Genomic DNA, 20,215 nt, shown 5'->3' with positions numbered 1-20,215 from the left:
AATGGCCGTACCTGAACCCAGATTTGTCCTTTCAAAAAACGTTGTCCTTGAGCAATATCATAAAGTTGAGAGTATTGCTGATATTGTATCCTACAGCTCCAAAACCAACCAGAAAGTCAGCCGTATTCTTGAAGATAACACAGATTGTCTTTTTAGTGTCCACATGGAAAACGAACTCAAGCATGTCCGGGACATGTCCAGAATATTATTCCTTTCACAGGGATGGACACAGGATAAAATTGAAGAACTTTACAACCTCGGAATCCGCTATTTCGTGGTGGACAATGAATCCGATCTGGACATCCTGCTTGAAACCCTTGAAAACAGGGATTGGAAAATCAATCTCATGCTTCGCCTCAAGCTGAAGGAAAACTCCCTTCGCACAGAGCGCTTTTTTGTGTTTGGAATGCCATCAGCGGTTATCAACCAGCGCATTGGTGAATTAAAAGAGAATCCAAAAATCGATAAACTGGGAATTCACTTCCACAGGAAAACCCAGAATGTCAGCGAGTGGAAATTACAGCGTGACATCGAAAATGTTCTTTCCCCGGAAACAATTGATGCAATTGACATCTTGAATATCGGTGGCGGATTGCCTTCAAAATACGCCAACAGCAACGCCGATGTTATTGTCGGCATATTCAAACGTGTTACAGATTTCAGGGATTACCTGCACGGTAAAAACGTGCAGTTGATGATTGAACCCGGAAGGTTTATCGCTGCGCCTGCCGGGAAACTTGTAACACATGTCACCGGTGTTTACGACAATAATGTCATCGTGAATGCTTCCGTTTACAACAGCGATATGGATGCAATTCTTGTTCCTGTAAAACTGCGTGTTGAAGGTGAGCTTGACAACAAATCCGGCGAACCTTTTGTTATCAAGGGCTGCACCCCATGCTCAATGGACCTGTTCAGGTACCGGGTTTACCTTGGAAAAAAGCCGGAAATCGGGGACACGATTACTTTTATCAATGCAGGAGCTTACAACTTCAGGTCCGATTTCTGTGATCTGGAAGAGATTGAAACTGAGATAGTTGAATAATTATCCCACAAAAACCATGGCTGCAACGACCGTAGTCCAGAGACCGTCCTTATCTCCTTTTGCAATCTGGCAGATGTTAGTTGTATTGAAAATATGACCTCTGGCCTTGTAGATCTGTTCCCGCTCCTGCCATGCGGAATCCGCATCAAACTCAATTCCCAGTGTCGTTGCCAGCATGGTTGCTGCAATATCCTCTGCGTACATTCCGGCGGTTTCTTCATCTTCTCCGAATGAGTGGTGCTCGGAGATATAGCCGTAATTTTCTTCATTTAAGGGAATGGCAGTCCCGATTGCAGAAGCTATCAAACGGTGTGGTTCATCAGTCTGGTTCCGGGCCAAAACACAGTAAACGATTTCACCCGGACTCAAATCGGACAGTCCTTCCTCCTTGGTAACGACACTGCAATTTGGAGGGAGAATGCTGGACACTTTTACAAGATTGAATTTCTCGATTCCCGCATCCCGTAGGGCGAGTTCAAAAGAAGCAAGCTTATCCCTGTGGACACCTGTACCTTTGGTAGGAAAAGCTTTTCGGGGAATCATGGTTTTTGGTATCAGGCCAGATAGATAAATACATTTCCCCAATGATAGTCTTAGATAGGCATTTAAAAGATAACACCTTTAGATGCCTATCCCTTAACTAATAAATCCAAATTATCATATCACTGGTGAAAACAATGGCAGAAATCAGGCACTGGGCAGACGTAGTGGCAGAAGAAGTCCTGACCAAAGGAAACAAGCATCTTGTAGCAAGTGGAATTACACCTTCAGGACACATCCATATCGGAAATATGCGAGAGGTTGTAACCGCAGATGCAGCATACCGTACCCTTTCGGACAAAGGAGCCGATGCCAGGTTGATCTATATTGCGGATACCTACGACCCATTAAGAAAGGTCTACCCATTCCTTGATGACAGTTATGAGGAACATGTAGGCAAACCACTTTCCGAAATACCATGCCCATGTGGGGATTGTGGAAGCTATGCAGAACATTTCCTGAAACCTTTCCTTGAAGCTCTCGGCAAACTTGGCATCCATCCGGAAATTTACCGTGCTGATGAAATGTACAAGACCGGCATGTATAACGAAGCTATCAAGGACGCGCTTCTTAACCGTGATAAGATTGCGACAATCCTGAAAGAGGAATCCGGCAAGGAAGTTACCGAAGACTGGAGTCCCTTCAACCCTATTTGTAACAGTTGTGGAAGAATCAACAGCACAAAGGTAACCGGTTTTAATCCGGATACCGAAATGGTTTCCTATGATTGTGAATGCGGTGATTCCGGAGAAGTTTCTATTCAGGGTGGCGGGAAATTAACATGGCGTGTTGACTGGCCTGCCCGCTGGAAAATACTTGGTGTTACAGTTGAACCATTCGGAAAAGACCATGCTTCCCGTGGTGGCTCTTATGATACTGGAAAGAGAATCACAAAAGAGGTATTCGGATATGACGCGCCACACCCCATCGTCTATGAATGGATTATGTTAGGCAAAGAAGGTGCAATGTCCTCATCCACAGGCGTTGTAGTATCCATTTCAGACATGCTGAAAGTTGTGCCTCCGGAAGTTTTGAGATATCTTATCATCCGCACAAAACCGGAAAAGCATATACGCTTCGACCCGGCAATGCCATTGCTGACACTCGTGGACACTTTTGAACGCCTCAACTCCACCGAAGAGACTTCAGAAAACGACAAGACCGTACTTAGTCTTTCACACGCATCCGGCCTCTGTCACACCGACATCCCATTCAAGCATATGACAACTATTTATCAGGTTGCACACGGTGATTTTGACAAAATCATGAAAATCGTGGAACGCGCCGGCTACGATGTAGATAAAGAGAAATGCATAAAGGAACTGACAAACAACGTCGCTTCCTGGCTTGATATGTTCGCACCTGATATGGTTAAGTTCAGTGTGCAGGAGAACATGCCCCCTGAAGCTGCTACTCTCACAGATGAGCAGCGTGCGTTTTTGCAGGCAATGGCAGAATCCCTGCAGGCAGCAGACGAACTGGATGGCTCTGATTATCACAATTTGATCTATTCCGCAAAGGAAGAAACAGGCGAACTTCACCAGCGTATCAAGGAAATACTCGCAGTGGATGAACTCTCACTAAGCCCGAAGACTCTCTTTAAGGCAATCTATCTTTCCGTTCTGGGTCAGGCTTCCGGGCCAAAAGCAGGCTGGTTCCTCTCTTCCCTTGAGAAAGATTTCCTCGCCGAACGGTTTGCCGAAGCTGCTGAATTCCGGCCATGACAAAAAAGCCGCACTTTGACGCCTGGGAAGAAGAACACAGGCATGTGCGCTGGACAGAAGCACGCAATCTTCCTGAAATCAAGAGCTTTCTTCGGGATAATTCGAAGATTCTGGACGTAGGGTGCGGGAAGGGAAGATACTGCCTCCCCCTTTCAAAAGATCATGAACTCTACGGAACAGACATTTCCATTGAAGCTTTGAGAAATTTGCGGAAAAAATCTGAAGGCAGGGATATTTCGTTGCCCCTGTTTCACTCAAGTGCCACTCACATCCCTTTCAAGGACAACTCGTTCAACGCAGCAATCTGTACCGGAGTCCTGCAGCATCTCCTTGAAAATGAGAGGACGGAAGCTGCAGGTGAAATTTCCCGCATTCTCAAACCAGAAGGCATCTTATTTTTCGAAGCCTTCGGAAGAGGTGATTTCCGCTATGGTGGAGAGGAAGTAGAACCTCACACTTTTTCCCGGAAAAACTGTATAATCTATCACTATTTTACAAAAGAAGAACTTAAAGAACTGTTCTCCGGGTTTGAGTTTATTGATTTAAAAGAAGAAAAAAGGGAAAAGAATTTTCACGGGAATAAGTATTCCCGTCATTCAATTTCCTTTGTGGCCAGAAAACTCGTTTAAAAGTTAAAAATACCAATCTGGTCAAGCAGTATAATCAGGAAGGCACCAATCGGACCTCCAATGGCACAGGTAAGAATTACCACTGCCGAATATGAAATCCCCAAGCCGAAGATGATATTACCGCCAAATATTATGAGCAAACCAAGTATTGTGTTAATGATCATGCTCTTGACGGTCTTGAGAATCTTCCAGATTATCAATGCCACAATTATAGCAACCAGAATGAGAAGTATCTCAGTTCCTACCATGTGTTAAAATATGCAGGTTCAATATTTATTATTTACCGATGCAGGATAAAAAGAAGCTACTGATTATTTTCTCCAGTTCCTGAAAATCGGAATAAATTCCAATATGAAGATTTGCGTTTGTGTTTCCCAGAATCATAGCTGAAACCGTTGAACCTTCTTCGTAAATGCACAAAACAGGAAGTCCCATATTGAGAGCAGAACACACCTCATAGCCTACTCCTGTGGACGCAACTGAAACTTCCGCAACCATGCAGTCACTCCTGTCAAGAAGATACATATCCCGGCTGAAGATTTCCGATTCAGCCATTCCGACTTCTTTTTCTTCAACCAGCGGGTCTGCAACGTGGTGAGTGCTGATTTCATGCCCTAGATTTTCAATAATCTCTGCAACCTGTTGGTATGTGGAGAGCTTCTGTCGGCCACCCCGAATCGAACCTGAAAGAAATACGTTCATAGGACTCCTCTGTAATAGTGACCTCTCGTATAGATTTTGCCTTTCCTCTCTACCATTTTTCCAGCATCCAGAGCTTTCCTGTAAGCAGATGTTACTCCCATGATGTCGTCTTCATCCCACCTGGCATCGATGCGGATACTTCTTACACCCGCATCTATGATATCCTGTAATTTTCCAAGCATGCTGAGTTTCTTTGAGTTAAGGATATGAGTCCTGCAATGTTCATCCGTGATGACCGGGAAAGAAAAACCTTTCTCATCCACAAACTCATACCTTGCTTTTTTGCAGATACTCTCTGATGGTCCACTGCAACCCAGAAGTTCTGCAAGGAGGCAGTATTCGGAGACCATGAGTTCCAGTCTTCCCTCAACAATTGCCTCCGACTCAAATGACATTGCAATTTCATTGATTTCCTCAAGAGTCAATTCCGGTGAGACCGTGGACATTACGCTGCCTTTTCCTTTCAGGAAAGAAGAGGAATAGCTATTGAAAACATTCAGTGGCGAATCTGCTATTACCGGAATTCCTCGTTGGTGGGCGAGATTGAGAACTCCTGCATTGGATGCTATAATACCATCGCATTCGACGGCCATTTCAAAGACTTTCAGAACATCTGCCATTTCTGAATCCATGCATATACGCGGAGTAAAGAGATAGAGCCTGCATCTGTGTTCCTGACAGAGGAACCGCGCACGCTTGAAATCCACTGGTGAAATCGGATAATCAAAATATATAGTATTTGCACCGCCAAGTACTGCCTCTTCAGCACCTTTGAAGGAAGAAACCGCAACCGATAGAGAAGGGACTTCTTCACTATAGTCTATCGAAAACTCAGGTAGAATGTATAATTCACAAGCACGATGAGAGGATTCAGCACGTTTCTCCGCAAGTATCTCAGCAGCTTCATTACGAAGATTATTGAGTGCTTTCAGGGGAACAAAAACATTGCCTTCAATTTCAACGTTTATGCTACTAGCTTCAAAGATGGTATTTCCAAGTTTACGTAGCTGTTCTTCAATCTTTTCAGAATCCATAGGCCTGCTTTTTGCTTCTTCAACATCAAAATCAGATGAGACCTGAACTGAAAGTGAATCCGTATCCTTCATCCGGATTTCAATTGGATTTCCCACTTTGATCCTTGCCTCAATATCAACAGGAATTTTTCGCAAAGGGTGAGGTGATGTATAGGTCTTTTGAAGAGTATCAATTTGTGAAAAATCGGAGGTTTTGAAAACAAACTTCTCGTTTTCTACCATTGGGGACGAGATTTCAACAATATCTCCGGGAAAAGCCTCTTTGATCCTTTTCCCATTCCGATAAATAGTAGTTGCATGGATGCCGGTTTCCCCGATAGAAATGCCGTCTCCCTGCTTTAATGCGCGTTGTAGTTTTACCCTGACCTGCCCATAGTTACGATTGTAACCGATTACTTTACCCAATTCCAATCCACGGTTTGCCGGATTTTCCCTACTCATCATCCCACGATCTTGCCCTTCAAGATAAGCAGAAGTAAAACCACGATTGAACAACTGCATCAGATCCTCAATCTCATCTTCTGACACATAATAGGACTCCGGGGATTCAACATACCTGTCAATGAAAGTACGATACATCCGTACAACACCGGCAACATACTCCGGTCTTTTCATCCGACCTTCTATCTTGAAAGAATCCACACCTGCTTCAATGAGTTCAGGAATCATGGAAGCTGCACAGAGATCCTGCGGACTCAGCAGGTAATCTCCCGGGGTTTCAATTTCCTGTCCGTTTTTGGTAAGCTCATATTTGCGACGGCATGGTTGTGCACAGTATCCCCTGTTACCGCTTCTGCCCCCGATCATACTGCTCATCAGGCATTGCCCGGAATAGCAGATGCAAAGAGCCCCGTGAACAAAAACCTCGATTTCAATCCCACAGGTTTCTTTCAGGTTTTTGATGGATTCAAAGCTCATTTCACGTGAAAGTACAATTCGTTTTACTCCCATTTCCGCGAGCAGTTCAACAGAAGGGATATTGTGTGCTGTCATCTGGGTACTTGCATGAAGAGGAAGTTCTGGATAGGCTTGCAGGGCTTCACTGAGCAGGCCGATATCCTGAACAATCACAGCATCTGCACCCATATTGCAAATCTGGTAAAGCAAATCAATGGCATCTTCGAATTCACTGTCTTTTATCAGGGTGTTGACAGTGACATAAGCTTTCACTCCCCGGATGTGGACAAAATCAATGGCTTCTTCAAGCTCCTCTTCAGAAAAATTGGTTGCGTAGGCCCGGGCACTGAACAGATCACTTCCCATGTAAACAGCATCTGCGCCATTTTCAACAGCCGCAACCAGCGAGTCCCAGTCTCCAACCGGGGCAAGTAATTCAGGTTTTTTCATCATAATACTGCTTGTGGGTATGTCCTGATGTGATATATATTGTAGGAAAATGAGAAAAAGAGAGGGCGGAAGTCAAAATCACTTCCGCACATAGTAACGTACTACGACATAAAGACAAACTGCCAGAATTGCCAGATTATACAGGGCACGAATCAATGATACATACTCATATTCAAACCATGTATAGATCGCATCGTTTAATGCAAAGTAAAACTGGAAACTCGTCATAAGAATCAGCAGCATCAGGATAACCAGACTACCCTGTTTGAAATATCCTTTGAGCTTCTCCATTTCTGTCATCGTATCTTCACTCATCCTTACTCCTCCTGATTAAAACAAACGCTGCACCAAGCAGTGAACACACCACCAGCAAACTACTGAATCCAGGTGTTCCAGGCGCTTCATATTCACCATAATCCAACTCCTCCTGTGGTTCTTCCATTATGAAGTCACTGGTATCCACATTCTTGGATTGTATTCGTGTATCTCTGTCAATCTCTACCGTCGGATTGAGCTGTACATAATCCTCTCCTCGGTTGATGATTGTGTCACCGTCCCACAAAATAACTTCCACGGCGTAATTGTAGTTATCCGGAACTGTGAGATTTACACTGCGTATTATAGTGGCATCAGGAGCAAAGCTCCCTGTGGAAGTCCAAACCTTATCAGCAATTAGACGTGTGTCCATCTCCCGGGCTTTGAGAAGCATACGATAGTTATCGTTTTTGTCAAGCCCTTCATTTGCGAGATAAACATCAGCCTGGAAAGTGACCTTTCCACTATCTACGTCCTTTACAAGGAAATCCATTTCCTGAATTTCTATCCCGATTTCATTTACGTCGGCAGGCAGACTCTCAAGATTCCTTATCTGGAAATAGCCGCCTGAAAGTTCCTTCCCATTTTCAAAAATCCTGATCCGGAGATCATAGCCATCCCTCTTTGGAAGAGTAATAACCATGCTATCATCCACAAAGGAATCTCCCTCTAAGATTCCAAGTTCTTCCTCACCTTCAAATTCCAGGAAACCGGTATTTGTGTTGTAAGCTTTCAGGATCAAAGTTATATTGTCTGATGCTCCAACCCCACGATTTTCAATTGTGGATGTTACATTAAGGTCAACAAAAGAACTTCGAACTTTGTCTGCAGCCACGTCCACATTGGAAACATGAACCTGACTATTTTCATCAAAAGATTTTATGCATCCGCCTGTGAAAGTTGCGATTAAGACAAGCAATAGCAATGATATAATTTTTATGTGGTTAGTAGTTTTACTCATAAAGTAACCCCTTCTGTGAAGGGTACTAAAGCTATTTAATCATTGTGTAAAAAATTCACTATGTTGAAAGGGGATATTAGTAAAGCAAGTTCTCAGTCTGTACAAATGCAGGGTTTCATGCCGCATGTTGGGCAGGAATCAGGATACTTCTCACAAAACACTTCTTCGAGATCAATATCATAGAGGTTAGCCAGAGCGCCTATCCAGGCAAAACAATCCGCCAGTTCTTCCCGCAGATTTTCCCTATCATCCCGACGTATGGACTCTGCAAGTTCCCCAACTTCTTCCACCAGCCAGAGAGTCGTTGCGGCTGGTCCTCTGCGTTTGTCATTTTCTGAGTAGAGGTCACGCATGAGCCGCTGGAATTCGGAGATCTGCATGAAATTCACCCTTTTCGATTACGCACCGGAACGTCACGGCTGCGAAGATACTCTTTTACATCGTCCACTGTGTATTCCCCGAAGTGAAAAATGCTGGCAGCTAAACCCGCATCAGCTTTTGCATCCCTAAATCCGTTGTACATGTGCTCGGGGTTGCCAACGCCTCCTGATGCAATGATCGGGATTTCAAGTTCTTCGGAAAGCTTGCGGGTAATAGGAACATCAAAGCCATCGTAGGTGCCATCGCGGTCCATGCTGGTAAGAAGAATTTCGCCTGCACCAAGCTCCTCAACTTTTTTAGCCCACTGGACAGCATCAATGCCTGTAGGTTTGCGGCCTCCGTAAATTACAACTTCGTACCAGACTTTAGTTCCGTCTTCAAGTGTAAGAATAGTTTTATCGGAATTATTCTCAACATCCGGATTTCTCTTGCAGTCTATGGCGACTACAATACACTGGGAACCAAAAATTGTGGAGGCTTCCCGCACAAGTTCCGGGTTTTTGATAGCAGCGGTATTAATTGAAACCTTATCCGCACCAGCCCTTAGAATCTCGCGAATACGCTCAACAGAACTGATCCCACCACCAACAGTCAATGGAATAAAGACCTCGTTGGCAGTACGCTCAATGACATCTATCATGGTGTCCCTGCCTTCATGGGATGCGGTGATATCAAGAAATACTAGCTCATCAGCACCCTGTTCATTGTACTGTTTCGCAAGCTCCACGGGGTCACCAGCTTTTCTCAGGTCAACGAATTCCACGCCTTTTACAACGGTACCACCTTCTTCATCAAGGGTGACATCGAGACATGGGATTATTCTTTTTGTGAGCATGATAATGGATAATGAATCATCCGTGTATTAAATATTGCTGCCGGGAGCTGGAGAAATTGTATTTAATACGGGAGATTCCAGTTATACTAAAAATCGTCTCGAAAATTTCATGTAACAACAGTGGAAAATATAGTATTGAACAAAGGAATGGGGTGGCTTATATGATGTACAGCAGGCGTGCCTTTGTTTCACCTGTTAAGTACATGCTTCGGGACATACCGAAGGACAGGTATCTAAATGTGCACGTCATCCTGAAAAACCTGAAAGAATACGACATTCCCAGGATTACTGATTGTCGAGAAACTTCCGATGGCAGATGGATTGTATTTGAAGAAGGGGAAAAGAACAGCCACATCGCAACTTTCCTCGATAAAGAGAATGTAAGAGAGTTTTACATTTTTTATGTGCAGGCATCAATAGACTGTGAAGCATGCGCGTGATTTTCGAATCGATTTAGACCTTTGCAGGCCAGATTTAGCGGATAGTTTGTAGTCAGTAGTAGCAAAATAATATATATTAGTAACACTTATAGCGCAGCAAATTGTCAATGATAACAAGGAGAGTGTTTTATGAAAAAAATAATAACAACAATGGCTATTGCCTTTATACTGCTTACCGCAGGTATGGCAAGTGCCCACTTCACCATGGTATTTCCATCTGATGATGAAAACATGTGGGATGTAACACCAGAAGATTATATTGCTGAACTTGGCGATACCAAGACAATCTACATGGCCTGGGGCCACCCATATGAGCATATTTCCTTTGACATGGATCCGGAAGTTGAAGTCTCAATAACCAAGCCAGACGGCGCAGTTGAACAACTGGAAATTGAAGAAGTCACTGTTGACAGCATGGATGAAGATGGAAACATGGGAACCTTTGTTGCCTACAGGACTTCTTTTGTTGTAGATCAGCTTGGAGACACGGTCATTTCTGTGAAATATGAGGATGGGGAAGAAGACATGATTGACTACACCAAAGCTGTGATCCACTGCGGGGAAGAAATGTGGATCGGTTGGGACGCCGAAGTTGATCAGGAAACCGAGATTATTCCTTATATGAGACCTTATGGAATGGAAGAAGGGTTTGTGTTTGCAGGAAAAGCGCTCTATAACGGCGAAAGCCTTGCAGGCGCTGATGTGGAAGTCGAAATTTATCACGAGCTTGAACCTGCAATTGACATTGTTGAAGAAGCAGAAGAAATGTACCCTTATGATGCACCCATGGTGTTCACACGACTCACAAAATCCAATGATGAAGGTGAATTCGTATACACGCTTGATGAACCGGGAATCTGGTTTGTGGGCGCAACAATGGAACCTGAAAATGGGCAGCCTGTAAGAGGTGTATTCATTGTACCGGTACTCGAGGAATTCCCCGCATCAGAAGAAATCGATCTTGTCGAGTTACAGGAAGCTGTTGAAGAAGCACAGCAAACAGCTGAAGAGGCAAAAGAAACTTCAGGAAATGGAAATACCAGTGTGCCCGGATTTGAAGTTGCTTTTGCAGCAATCGGAATGATTGCGGCAATCCTGATAACTTCCAGAAGGAAATAAAAGGGGAGTATTCTCCCCCCAATCTTTTTTTATACTAGTTAATAACTAATTATCGATTCATAACACTAGTTCGGATTAAATTTAGGAATTCTCACAAGAGGAAGTTAAATGGTTCACATATCAGATGGCATACTATCGCCGGTAGTTATTGGTACCGGCTGGATAATAACAGCCATCTTGCTTGCAGTCACCCTCTGGCTGGACAAAAGGAAAAACGACACATTGGATGAAATTCCAAAAATATCCATCCTGACTGCGGCGTTTTTTGTTGCTTCCCTGATTCACATATCCCTTGGACCAACAACTGTGCATCTGGTGCTCAACGGTCTCCTGGGAGTTGTACTTGGTCTAATGGCATATCCGGCAATGTTTATCGGGCTGGTTTTGCAGGCATTACTATTCCAGCACGGAGGAATTACAGTTCTGGGAGTCAATACCATGAATGTGGGGATTCCGGCATTGATTGTGCATTTCATTTTCCGGAAAGGTTGTTCACTTGGAATAAATCCGCCTGCAATCGGAGCTGTTTGTGGAGGGCTTGCTACAGCAATAACTGCCATTTTACTGGCTGCGGCCCTTGTAACTACAGGAGAGGAATTTACCGAAGTGGCTTATGCAGCCATTATAGCCCATATTCCAATCATAATTGTAGAAGGAATAATAACCGGTGCAGTAGTCGGTTTTGTACTCAAAGTGAGACCCGAACTCCTGAAAATAGGATAAGAGGTGTAAAGAAATGAAATACGGCAGAGTTTGTTGTATCATAGTTTTTGCAGCAATCATTTTTTCAACCATAGCATTGCCTGTTTCCGCACACAGGGTTTACCTCATGGAACAGGTAAACGAAGTGGAAATTAAGGCATGGTATGGCGGTGGAGACCCAATTATAAATGGCGAAATTACAGTTTATGCCATCAAAAATGGTGATGAAGAGGTTTATCTTGAAGGGGTTACCGATGAGGAGGGATTATACCACTTTACCCCGAAACTGGGAGTTTCCGAGTACAGGGTAATTGTTTCACAAATGGGACATCAGGACGAACTCAATTTTAACCTAAAAGGGGAAACTGGAGATGTTGCCTCAGAAACCAGTCCCGAAAACACAGAACTGCCGCTTGCTGCGAATATTGTTGCAGGAATCGGATACATTGCAGGAATTGCCGGAATTGCAATGATCCTGAAAGCCCGGAAAATACATGGAGAATAAGCCAATAAAGGTGTATGAACGATGAAATATCCGCATATTGATCTGTATGCATCCATGGAATCTCCCATACACCGCCTTGATCCCCGAGCAAAGATTATTGCATTTTCAACCCTTGTTTTTTCATTTGTTTTTCTTGGAGATATCCGGCTTGCCCTTATCGGATTGTTCTCATCTGTAGCGATATCCATGATATCCAAAATCCCCACGTCGTTTGTAATCCACAGAATTAAGTGGGTTTTCCTGTTCCTTTTCCCTCTTCTTTTTGTCCTGCCCCTGACTACAAGCGGAACATCGATCTTTAGCATCGCAGGGTTTCCTTTTACATCAGAGGGACTGGAATATGCATTGCTAATCATAATCAGAGGAACAGCCGCTGTAACAATCGTTGTCGTAATGCTTGGAAGCATGAGGTTTGACAACACTATAAAAGCCCTCTATATGCTGAAAGTGCCGGCTACCCTTGTCCAGATGCTTATGTTTACATACCGCTACATCTTTGTCATGATCGATGAATTCCAGAGAATGTGGAAAGCCATTACTGCCAAAGGTTTCAGCCTCAAAACAAATAAATATGGTCTTTCAATACTGGGAAACCTGATAGGAATGCTGATTCTCAAAAGCTATGATCGGGCAGAACGTGTCTACCAATCAATGGTTGCAAAAGGATATACAGGAAATCCGGCAACCCTTACAACATTTAAAATGGAAGCAAAAGATTACATAATATGCGCCTCTTTAATCAGTTTTGCAATTCTCTTACATACGTATCATCTGGTGCCACTATGAAAGAAGCTATCAAGGTGCAGGGGCTCAACTATACTTATCCTGACGGAACCCGGGCCCTGAAAAATGTCAACATGGAAGTTTTTCCAGGTGAAAAAGTAGGAGTCGTCGGCCCAAACGGCGCAGGCAAAACAACTCTTTTTTTACACCTCAACGGCACCATTAAAAATCCTGATGGGAACATAAGCATTTTCGGAAAGGACATCTCATCCCTGCAAACAGGCGAAAGAATACACAATGTGGGTGTGGTATTTCAGGATCCCGATGATCAGTTATTCATGCCCACAATCTTTGATGATGTTGCCTTTGGGCCTATCAATATGGGATTGCAGGAAGATGAGGTGCGTCAACGGGTCAAGACTGCACTTGCCCTTGTAGGTCTTGAGGGATTCGAAGACAGGGTCCCACACAACCTGAGTTACGGGCAGAAAAAAAGAGCTGCTATTGCCGCAGTTCTTTCAATGGAGCCGAGAATCATCATTCTTGACGAGCCCACGGCAAACCTTGATCCGAAAAGCCGGGCCGAGCTCATAAGACTTCTTAAGAGGCTCAACAGGGATGGAATTACTACAATCATAGCGACCCACGATGTAAACAGTCTGCCTGAGTTGGCAGATCGTATTTACATCATCAATCAGGAAATAGTTGCTGAAGGACCCCCAAGAGATATTTTTTCTGACTGGGAACTGCTAAAGGAAAATGATCTTGAAGCACCTGACGTATTCAAGCTGTTCAAAGTGCTTACATGCTTCGGATATGACTGCGAGGAACTGCCACTCAGTCTCGATGAGGCCGTTGCTGAATTAACAAAAACTATCAGTGATGCGGAAGGACATGTGCATCTCCATATCCATGAACACACACATAGTCAAGTTCAGAAATACCTGCACAACTACAACCATCATCAGACATCTGATGAAGATCCGAACGAAACGGCATCAAACTACAATAAACTTTAAAAGCTGTGCAACATAAGAATATAAAGATGAATCCCTGCCCAAAAATTATCATTGTCTTCATCCTACTATCCCTTTTTTGCATTCCTGCACTCGGATACGACTACCAGCACGAAGAGATCTGGATCCATCAGGGTACTTTTACGATAGGAGATGGTGAGAGAGCAGAAACCGGGATATTTACAATACGCAACTATGCACCTGAAGGAGAAGGCTTCCGAATACTCTTTTACCGAAACGGGGACTATGCCGATGACTTCTATCTGGATGATTCCTCAAGCAATGAATACGTCTATGATAGTTCCCTGAAAATAGCAACCGAAAGCATATCTGACGGAACAATAACAGTAAATGTCTTCCAGCGGGAGTTTGAGAAAGTATGGATCTTCAGGGAAAGACATCGGATTTCACCGGGAGAAGTTATTGATTACAGCGATGTTTCAGTGGAATTGCTGGAACTAAACGAAGCGGAAGCTGTGCTGAAAAATACCTATAACGGGGAAGAAGCTGAAGAACAATTTGAGATACGGGATGTGAAGCAGTATGGTGACACCAAGGTAAGGCTCACATTCATAGATATAGATTCAGTTGTTATTGAATTCTACGGCCCAGGTGTACCTGCCTTAGAGGTAGTTGCCGGCAACCTGAGTGAAAGTTACCGTTGTAATGAAACCGTAAATGTAGAAGTCATTGTGAAGAACACAGGTGAAATCCCGCTTCGTGGGGTGAATCTGATGGGTTCACTGGATACAGGCAGCATTTCTCCAGATTCATTCCAGACAGAAATAATCAACCCCGGAAAATCCAAATCCGCAATATTTGAAGTCCGGCCGCCAGTCTCACCGGTAGATAAAGAAATGATGATTAAGTTTGAAGTTGAAGCTTCCGATTATCTTGCCAATGAACTGTCTGCGGAAACAAGTAAGAGTACAACCGCAGAGCCTTTCATATCCATCAGTAAAGAGCATGAAGGAAACATTTTGTCCCTTACAAATGTTGATGATTCTACTTTAGAGGTATTTCTGACAGTGAGCAACTATGCACCCTCGGATACTTCTGTGAACGTCAGGGATGAAATCCCCGATTCATTCCTTCTTATTGATTACGATTCCCCCGAATGGGATGTTATAGTCCCTGCAGAATCATCCAGGAAAATCGAATACACAATTGCGGCCAATGTACCTGGAAATTTCACTTTGCCATCTGCAGCTGTTGAATACAACCATCAGGGCGGAAGCTATGAAATTAATTCAAACATTCCGGGGAAAGTAGTTGTTGAAGGTACAAAGATTGGAATTTCAAAGTCCTCGGATATTGAGTATGCACAGGAAGGGGATATTGTATGGATAACCCTTACCGCCATAAATGAGGGTACTACGGAAGCGACTGTTGAGATCAACGATGATATTCCCGCAGGCATTGAATTCGTGAGCGGTGAAACTGCATGGTCCGGATCACTTGAACCACAGCAAACCAAGATCCTCAAATATGTAATTCTGGCAGGAGCCGATGACTTCCAGCTACCGGCCGCAGAACTCAATTACCAGACAGCAAATGAAAAAGGAAAAGAGGTCTCAAATATCCTGACCATATTTTCCGGAGAAGAAACATTGGAAGAGACAGTTGAAAGGATTGAAACAGAACAAATGGGAAGACTTGGAATAACCGGCTTCCTGCTCAAGGCATACCTCGCAGTATTCTCAATCATACTTATAGGGCCCTTTGGAGTATACCTATATATAAATCGACGACATTAAAATACAGACAGAGGGATTTAATGGATATATTAATGCTTGTCGCATCGGTTCTGCTTTTTGTCCTGCTGTCTGTGGCAACAATATTTCTAATGTTCAGGGTATCATCTTTCTTCGCAATGATACTGCTTACATTGCCTTTTTTGCTCGCTGCCCTGATTCTTCCCGAGATGACACAAAGTTTCCTTTCCCATGAGCACTTCCTGCTTGGCGAGGGACAGGTCCCAATAAACAACTACCATATGCTCTTTGTTACCTGGTTTACAATTACCGGAATTGTTGTTTACAGTGAATTCCTGTCATGGTACATGAGCAGGAACCGCAGCTAAGTGCCTTAAACATCCAGAATACTTTTGATCCAACAGCTTATTATAGAAAAGCGTTCAGTGCTTCTATGGTGGTATTTTGAATTCAAAACTATTTTTATCCCTGATAATCCTGTTAACTGCACTGGCAATGGGATGCGTATATGAGTCCGCTGAAGAGACGTTTGTTATCGAAAAGGGAACTTACCAGTACTATGAATTTGAAATTCTGGAATATGACATCGTGGATATTAGTGCAGATACCGGAAACGTCCCGATAAACATCTACGTTCTTGATTCAACCAATTTCAACAGGTATGAATCGCTAAGGACGTTTGACACCATGGATATTAGAGTGGATACAATCAAAACCCAGCTATCGTTTGAAGCTCCACACGATGGCAAGTATTACGTTGTTTTTGAATCAATAGACTCAGATGCCCGAATTGATGTGTCCTATGAGATTTACTGATTTTGAGAGGATGAATTTCTCGCACCATTTTTACACTTCAAATTTAAACATCCATCAGATACTCAAGAAATTAAGATGTTCTCGATGAAAATTAAGACATTTGTGGCATATATGGAAAATAGTGACATTGATTTGACCCCTGCATAAATATCCTCATTGCCCAAATAATAAGTTTTAATGATTGTCACAAACAATGATTATATATATTAGGATTAAAGAATATATCTAAAAGAAATAGTACCGTTGTGTCAGGACACAGCCCGGTTCAAGCCCGGACAGCGGCATTGGTGCAGAGGTTGGAGCTCCCCAACTACCCCAAAAACGTACCCCAGCCTTATGTGCCTGAAAAACGACAAAAACGATGGGAAGAGCAGGACATAGCAGAAAACGATGCTAAGGGACCACCTTGCTGACTCTTGCTGCTCATGTTCTTCCCCTTCTTTTTATAGATATTTTGAGGAATTATTGATGGAATGATTACTCATCTGAATTTACTTTCTCTATGGGAACTTTAAATGAGAAAGTACTTCCTTTACCAACCTCGCTTTCAACCCATATCTCACCGCCGTGCAATTCTACAAAATTTTTCGCAATTGGAAGCCCGATACCAACACCTCCGTAGTCCCTTGTCATCGAACCATCAAGTTGCATAAAAGAAATGAATAGCCTTTTTTGATCTTCCGGGGAAAAACCAACACCTGTGTCTTTTATGGACATTTCCACGAAATTCCTGGCTTTTTTCGCTGCCACTGATATAAAACCCTTCGGAGGCGTAAATTTTATAGCATTATCAATCAGGTTATACAAAACCTGTTTGATTTTTTCCTTGTCAGCCTCAATGGTACCAATGCTCTCATCCACATCAAATGATATCGTAATCTCTTTCGACATAGATAAAGGCACCATGGAAACAGCAACATCATTGATAGTTTCCTGCAAATCAAAATGATGAATGTCAAGTTCCGTTTTTCTTAGATCAATATTTGCAATAGCTAGAATGTTGTTAATAACGCTCAATAGCTGTTCACCATTTTTCAAGACCTTTTTCGCGTATTTTAGCTGGATCTCATTTAGTGGTTCAGTATGCTCACCATCAACAAGTATGTTAGAAAAACCTATAATAGAGTTAAGGGGAGTGCGAAGCTCATGGCTCACGTTTCTTAAAAGTTCAGTCTTGGACATATTGGCACTTTCAGCCGCAATTCTTGCATTTATAATAGCTTCTTCTGCTTTCTTGTATTCAGTAATATCAACTGCAGATCCCATTATGCCAAGCAATTCGCCATCTTTGGACATAATCACATTTGCTGCTAGAATGGATGGGAATTCCGAACCATCCTTCTTAACACCTATCGTTTCTCCTTCCCATTTCCCCTCAGAAAGCAATGTTGCTATTATTTTCTCAGCACGATCTTTTCTTTTCCAGAAACTAAAGAGAGGCTTTCCAAGAACCTGTGATTCGTTATCGTATCCCCACATCCCAACGAAAGCAGGGTTGGCATAAATTAAATTTGAATTCATGTCTGCAAAGCCAATTGCATTAATGGATTTTTCAACAGCATTCTCCTTTATCAGAAGTTCCTGTGATAGACGCCTGGTTTTATGCTTTAAAATTTGAAATCCCAGTATTGAAAAAATTGGCAGGAATAGACAGAGAGCCGTGACCAGCAATATTAAGAAATGTACATGACTCAATTCCAGAACATAAAAAGAAAGTGAGAATATAACCACAATCGAAAAAACAACTACAGCATAGCAGAATATGATGAATAGTGTCCAAAGATCCCGTTTTTCTAAAAATTCAAATTTCACAATGAATAATTGAAATTTTAATATATAAAAACCTCACGTAGTGACAGAAATATGCCAGTCAAAAGCTCACTCTCCGACATTGTAATAGTAATACTCGCCCATGGACTTCTGTTTCCGATCAAGGTTTGAATCCTTTTTGTTAACACGTGGCCTGCGAGTGTCCTCATCCCTCCTGAAAGTAATATCGAGGTTAGCAAGGAACTTGTTCATGCCTTCCTGCATGCCTGTGGGAGAGTGAGCCAAACCATGGATCGCCGGTTCACCTTCAAACACAATGAGCCTCTCACTCAACATATCAATCATATAGATGTCATGGTCAACAACCATGGCGGTCTTCTTGCTGTTTTCCGCAAACCGCTTGATAGTCTTTGTTGCAAGAGCACGCTGCTCAACATCAAGGTGTGCACTGGGTTCGTCAAGAATGTACATGTCCGCATCACGGGAAAGACATGCAGCGATAGCTACCCTCTGCAGTTCGCCACCACTGAGATCGGTAAGAAGCCTGTCATACAGCTTCTCAAGGTTGAGAGGTGCTGCAATTTCAGACTGGTAATAGCTTGAATCAAATTTCTTGGATATACCCCTCAGGAAAAAGTTCACAGGGATTGGCTGATCCGCTTTGATGTACTGGGGTTTATAGGATATCTCAACATCCAGATCCATTTCCCCTTCGTCAGGTTCCTCAACGCCTGCGAGTACTTTCACAAATGTGGACTTGCCTATACCATTTGGCCCTACAATACCGAGCACTTCACCTTCCTTAAGGGAACCTTCATCCACATTCATGGAGAAACCGCCCTCATAGCTTCTCGTGAAACTGTCATACTCCACAAGGGTTGCTACATCAGTTTCAGATCTTGGTGGATGAACTTCAAAAGTAATGGCATCCGGCCTTACACGTACGTTTTCCTCGGGTAAATAACCCTTTAGGTACTGGTTTATTGCAACCCTTACACCCTTGGGGTGAGTAATCACGCCGTACCCTGCTGGCATACCATATGCAATGTGCACCGCATCGGAAAGCATATCAAGGATGGCGAGATCGTGCTCAACCACGAGCACCGCCCTATCCTCTGCGATTTCCTGAATAAGCTGGGAAACTTTGATTCTCTGGTGGATATCAAGATAAGGACTGATTTCATCAAAGAAATAGAAATCCGCATCTTTAGCAGCACACGCGGCAATTGCAACACGCTGCAGCTCACCGCCGCTTAAATCGCCTATATTGCGGTCAATTATATGTGATAGTGAAAGTCTTTCAATTAGGTCATCGAGCTTACCGGAATCATCGACACCGGCAAGGAGATCACGGGTTTTACCCTTGAAAGCCTTGGGAATCATATCCACATATTGCGGTTTCTGGGAAAGACGCACTGCACCATCTGCAACCTTTTTGAAATAATCGTACATGGAAGTACCGGCAAAATGCTCCAGCACGACGTCCCAGTCGGTATTTCCTTCCCCGAAATTGGGGATCATATTCCCGGAAAGTATCTGGACACAGGTACTTTTTCCGATACCATTGGGACCCAGGATACCTGATACCCTTCCAACTTCAGGTGTCGGAAGGCCATAGAGAGCAAAACCATTTTCCCCGTATCTATGGGTTGGCTTATCCAGTTCTTCGGGCAAGCCGATAATCATTATAGCATCAAAGGGACATTTGTTTATGCAAATGCCACATCCCACACACATTTCCTCGGAAATAATGGGTTTCCCGTCATCTCCAAAAACAATAGTCTCATCCCCGGTTCTCACCCGAGGACAAAATTTTTCACATTCATGACTACATCTGCGGGGCTGACACCTATCCCTGTTTAATATTGCAATTCGCATGCTAATCCCTTTAAGGCT

22 protein-coding genes are annotated in these 20,215 nt (G+C 43.3%); 12 read left to right on the top strand and 10 right to left on the bottom strand.

The window, feature by feature from the left end:
* Nucleotide 1 precedes the first annotated feature (1 nt).
* On the top strand, nt 2–1,045 hold the full coding sequence (locus J2755_RS07555; RefSeq protein WP_209681595.1) for a decarboxylase: 1,044 nt from the start codon (nt 2–4) through the stop codon (nt 1,043–1,045).
* On the opposite strand, the gene J2755_RS07550 is transcribed toward J2755_RS07555, so the two are convergent.
* A complete protein-coding gene (locus tag J2755_RS07550; protein ID WP_209681593.1) occupies nt 1,046–1,588 on the bottom strand; it encodes a pyruvoyl-dependent arginine decarboxylase in 543 nt (180 codons plus the stop codon).
* A gap of 134 nt (nt 1,589–1,722) precedes the next feature.
* Between J2755_RS07550 and lysS the strand changes: the two genes are divergently transcribed.
* Together lysS and J2755_RS07540 are read left to right on the top strand one after the other, a co-directional pair.
* Nucleotides 1,723–3,309: a lysine--tRNA ligase gene (gene lysS, locus J2755_RS07545; RefSeq protein WP_209681591.1), complete on the top strand. Its 1,587-nt coding sequence runs from the start codon at nt 1,723–1,725 to the stop codon at nt 3,307–3,309.
* A complete protein-coding gene (locus J2755_RS07540; protein WP_209681589.1) occupies nt 3,306–3,938 on the top strand; it encodes a class I SAM-dependent methyltransferase in 633 nt (210 codons plus the stop codon). The genes lysS and J2755_RS07540 overlap by 4 nt, the downstream gene beginning before the upstream one ends.
* Here J2755_RS07540 and J2755_RS07535 read toward each other — a convergent pair.
* From J2755_RS07535 to hisF, 7 genes are all read right to left on the bottom strand, one after another.
* Entirely contained in the window at nt 3,935–4,186 is a 252-nt protein-coding gene (locus J2755_RS07535; RefSeq protein WP_209681586.1) for a pro-sigmaK processing inhibitor BofA family protein, read from the bottom strand. The two genes, J2755_RS07540 and J2755_RS07535, sit on opposite strands and share 4 nt — an antisense overlap.
* Before the next feature lie 28 nt (nt 4,187–4,214).
* Nucleotides 4,215–4,640, bottom strand: a complete 426-nt coding sequence (locus tag J2755_RS07530) for a nucleoside 2-deoxyribosyltransferase (protein WP_209681583.1) — start codon at nt 4,638–4,640, stop codon at nt 4,215–4,217.
* Nucleotides 4,637–7,024, bottom strand: coding sequence for a DUF3656 domain-containing U32 family peptidase (locus J2755_RS07525; protein ID WP_245312831.1), 2,388 nt, complete (start codon nt 7,022–7,024; stop codon nt 4,637–4,639). The genes J2755_RS07530 and J2755_RS07525 overlap by 4 nt, the downstream gene beginning before the upstream one ends.
* Nucleotides 7,025–7,099: 75 nt before the next feature.
* A complete protein-coding gene (locus tag J2755_RS07520) occupies nt 7,100–7,336 on the bottom strand; it encodes a hypothetical protein (RefSeq protein WP_209681581.1) in 237 nt (78 codons plus the stop codon).
* Nucleotides 7,329–8,297 carry a DUF7490 domain-containing protein gene (locus J2755_RS07515; RefSeq protein WP_209681578.1) on the bottom strand — a complete coding sequence of 323 codons (969 nt, stop codon included), beginning with the start codon at nt 8,295–8,297 and terminating at the stop codon, nt 7,329–7,331. Before J2755_RS07515 ends, J2755_RS07520 begins: the two co-directional genes overlap by 8 nt.
* A gap of 92 nt (nt 8,298–8,389) precedes the next feature.
* Entirely contained in the window at nt 8,390–8,677 is a 288-nt protein-coding gene (locus J2755_RS07510; RefSeq protein WP_209681576.1) for a MazG nucleotide pyrophosphohydrolase domain-containing protein, read from the bottom strand.
* A gap of 5 nt (nt 8,678–8,682) precedes the next feature.
* A complete protein-coding gene (gene hisF / locus J2755_RS07505; protein ID WP_209681574.1) occupies nt 8,683–9,513 on the bottom strand; it encodes an imidazole glycerol phosphate synthase subunit HisF in 831 nt (276 codons plus the stop codon).
* A gap of 161 nt (nt 9,514–9,674) precedes the next feature.
* Here hisF and J2755_RS07500 point away from each other — a divergent pair, with 161 nt between their 5' ends.
* The 9 genes from J2755_RS07500 to J2755_RS07460 all read left to right on the top strand — a co-directional run bounded on the left by J2755_RS07500 (nt 9,675) and on the right by J2755_RS07460 (nt 16,549).
* Nucleotides 9,675–9,953, top strand: a complete 279-nt coding sequence (locus J2755_RS07500) for a hypothetical protein (protein WP_209681571.1) — start codon at nt 9,675–9,677, stop codon at nt 9,951–9,953.
* A 129-nt stretch (nt 9,954–10,082) separates the two neighbouring features.
* Entirely contained in the window at nt 10,083–11,072 is a 990-nt protein-coding gene (locus J2755_RS07495) for a DUF4198 domain-containing protein (protein ID WP_245312829.1), read from the top strand.
* 108 nt (nt 11,073–11,180) lie between these two features.
* Nucleotides 11,181–11,795 (top strand): cobalt transporter CbiM, encoded by a 615-nt coding sequence (gene cbiM / locus J2755_RS07490; protein WP_209681569.1) that lies wholly within the window; start codon nt 11,181–11,183, stop codon nt 11,793–11,795.
* A 13-nt stretch (nt 11,796–11,808) separates the two neighbouring features.
* Nucleotides 11,809–12,279, top strand: coding sequence for a carboxypeptidase-like regulatory domain-containing protein (locus tag J2755_RS07485; RefSeq protein ID WP_245312827.1), 471 nt, complete (start codon nt 11,809–11,811; stop codon nt 12,277–12,279).
* A 21-nt stretch (nt 12,280–12,300) separates the two neighbouring features.
* Nucleotides 12,301–13,065, top strand: a complete 765-nt coding sequence (gene cbiQ, locus J2755_RS07480) for a cobalt ECF transporter T component CbiQ (RefSeq protein ID WP_209681568.1) — start codon at nt 12,301–12,303, stop codon at nt 13,063–13,065.
* Complete coding sequence (locus J2755_RS07475; protein WP_209681567.1) at nt 13,062–14,021, top strand: energy-coupling factor ABC transporter ATP-binding protein; 960 nt, start codon at nt 13,062–13,064, stop codon at nt 14,019–14,021. Before cbiQ ends, J2755_RS07475 begins: the two co-directional genes overlap by 4 nt.
* Before the next feature lie 26 nt (nt 14,022–14,047).
* Entirely contained in the window at nt 14,048–15,775 is a 1,728-nt protein-coding gene (locus J2755_RS07470; RefSeq protein ID WP_209681566.1) for a DUF11 domain-containing protein, read from the top strand.
* A gap of 20 nt (nt 15,776–15,795) precedes the next feature.
* Nucleotides 15,796–16,101 carry a hypothetical protein gene (locus J2755_RS07465; RefSeq protein ID WP_209681565.1) on the top strand — a complete coding sequence of 102 codons (306 nt, stop codon included), beginning with the start codon at nt 15,796–15,798 and terminating at the stop codon, nt 16,099–16,101.
* Between the two features lie 76 nt (nt 16,102–16,177).
* On the top strand, nt 16,178–16,549 hold the full coding sequence (locus J2755_RS07460; protein WP_209681562.1) for a pre-peptidase C-terminal domain-containing protein: 372 nt from the start codon (nt 16,178–16,180) through the stop codon (nt 16,547–16,549).
* Between the two features lie 477 nt (nt 16,550–17,026).
* Here the strand turns inward: J2755_RS07460 and J2755_RS07455 are convergent, their stop codons facing one another.
* Together J2755_RS07455 and J2755_RS07450 are read right to left on the bottom strand one after the other, a co-directional pair.
* Nucleotides 17,027–18,280 (bottom strand): sensor histidine kinase, encoded by a 1,254-nt coding sequence (locus tag J2755_RS07455; protein ID WP_342591081.1) that lies wholly within the window; start codon nt 18,278–18,280, stop codon nt 17,027–17,029.
* Between the two features lie 147 nt (nt 18,281–18,427).
* Nucleotides 18,428–20,197 carry a ribosome biogenesis/translation initiation ATPase RLI gene (locus J2755_RS07450; RefSeq protein ID WP_209681557.1) on the bottom strand — a complete coding sequence of 590 codons (1,770 nt, stop codon included), beginning with the start codon at nt 20,195–20,197 and terminating at the stop codon, nt 18,428–18,430.
* Between the last annotated feature and the right edge of the window lie 18 nt (nt 20,198–20,215).

Origin of the sequence: Methanohalophilus levihalophilus (assembly GCF_017874375.1) — an archaeon.
GTDB lineage: Archaea > Halobacteriota > Methanosarcinia > Methanosarcinales > Methanosarcinaceae > Methanohalophilus > Methanohalophilus levihalophilus.
Note: the sequence above shows the minus strand (reverse complement) of the source record. Positions and strands in the feature narration are given on the sequence as shown.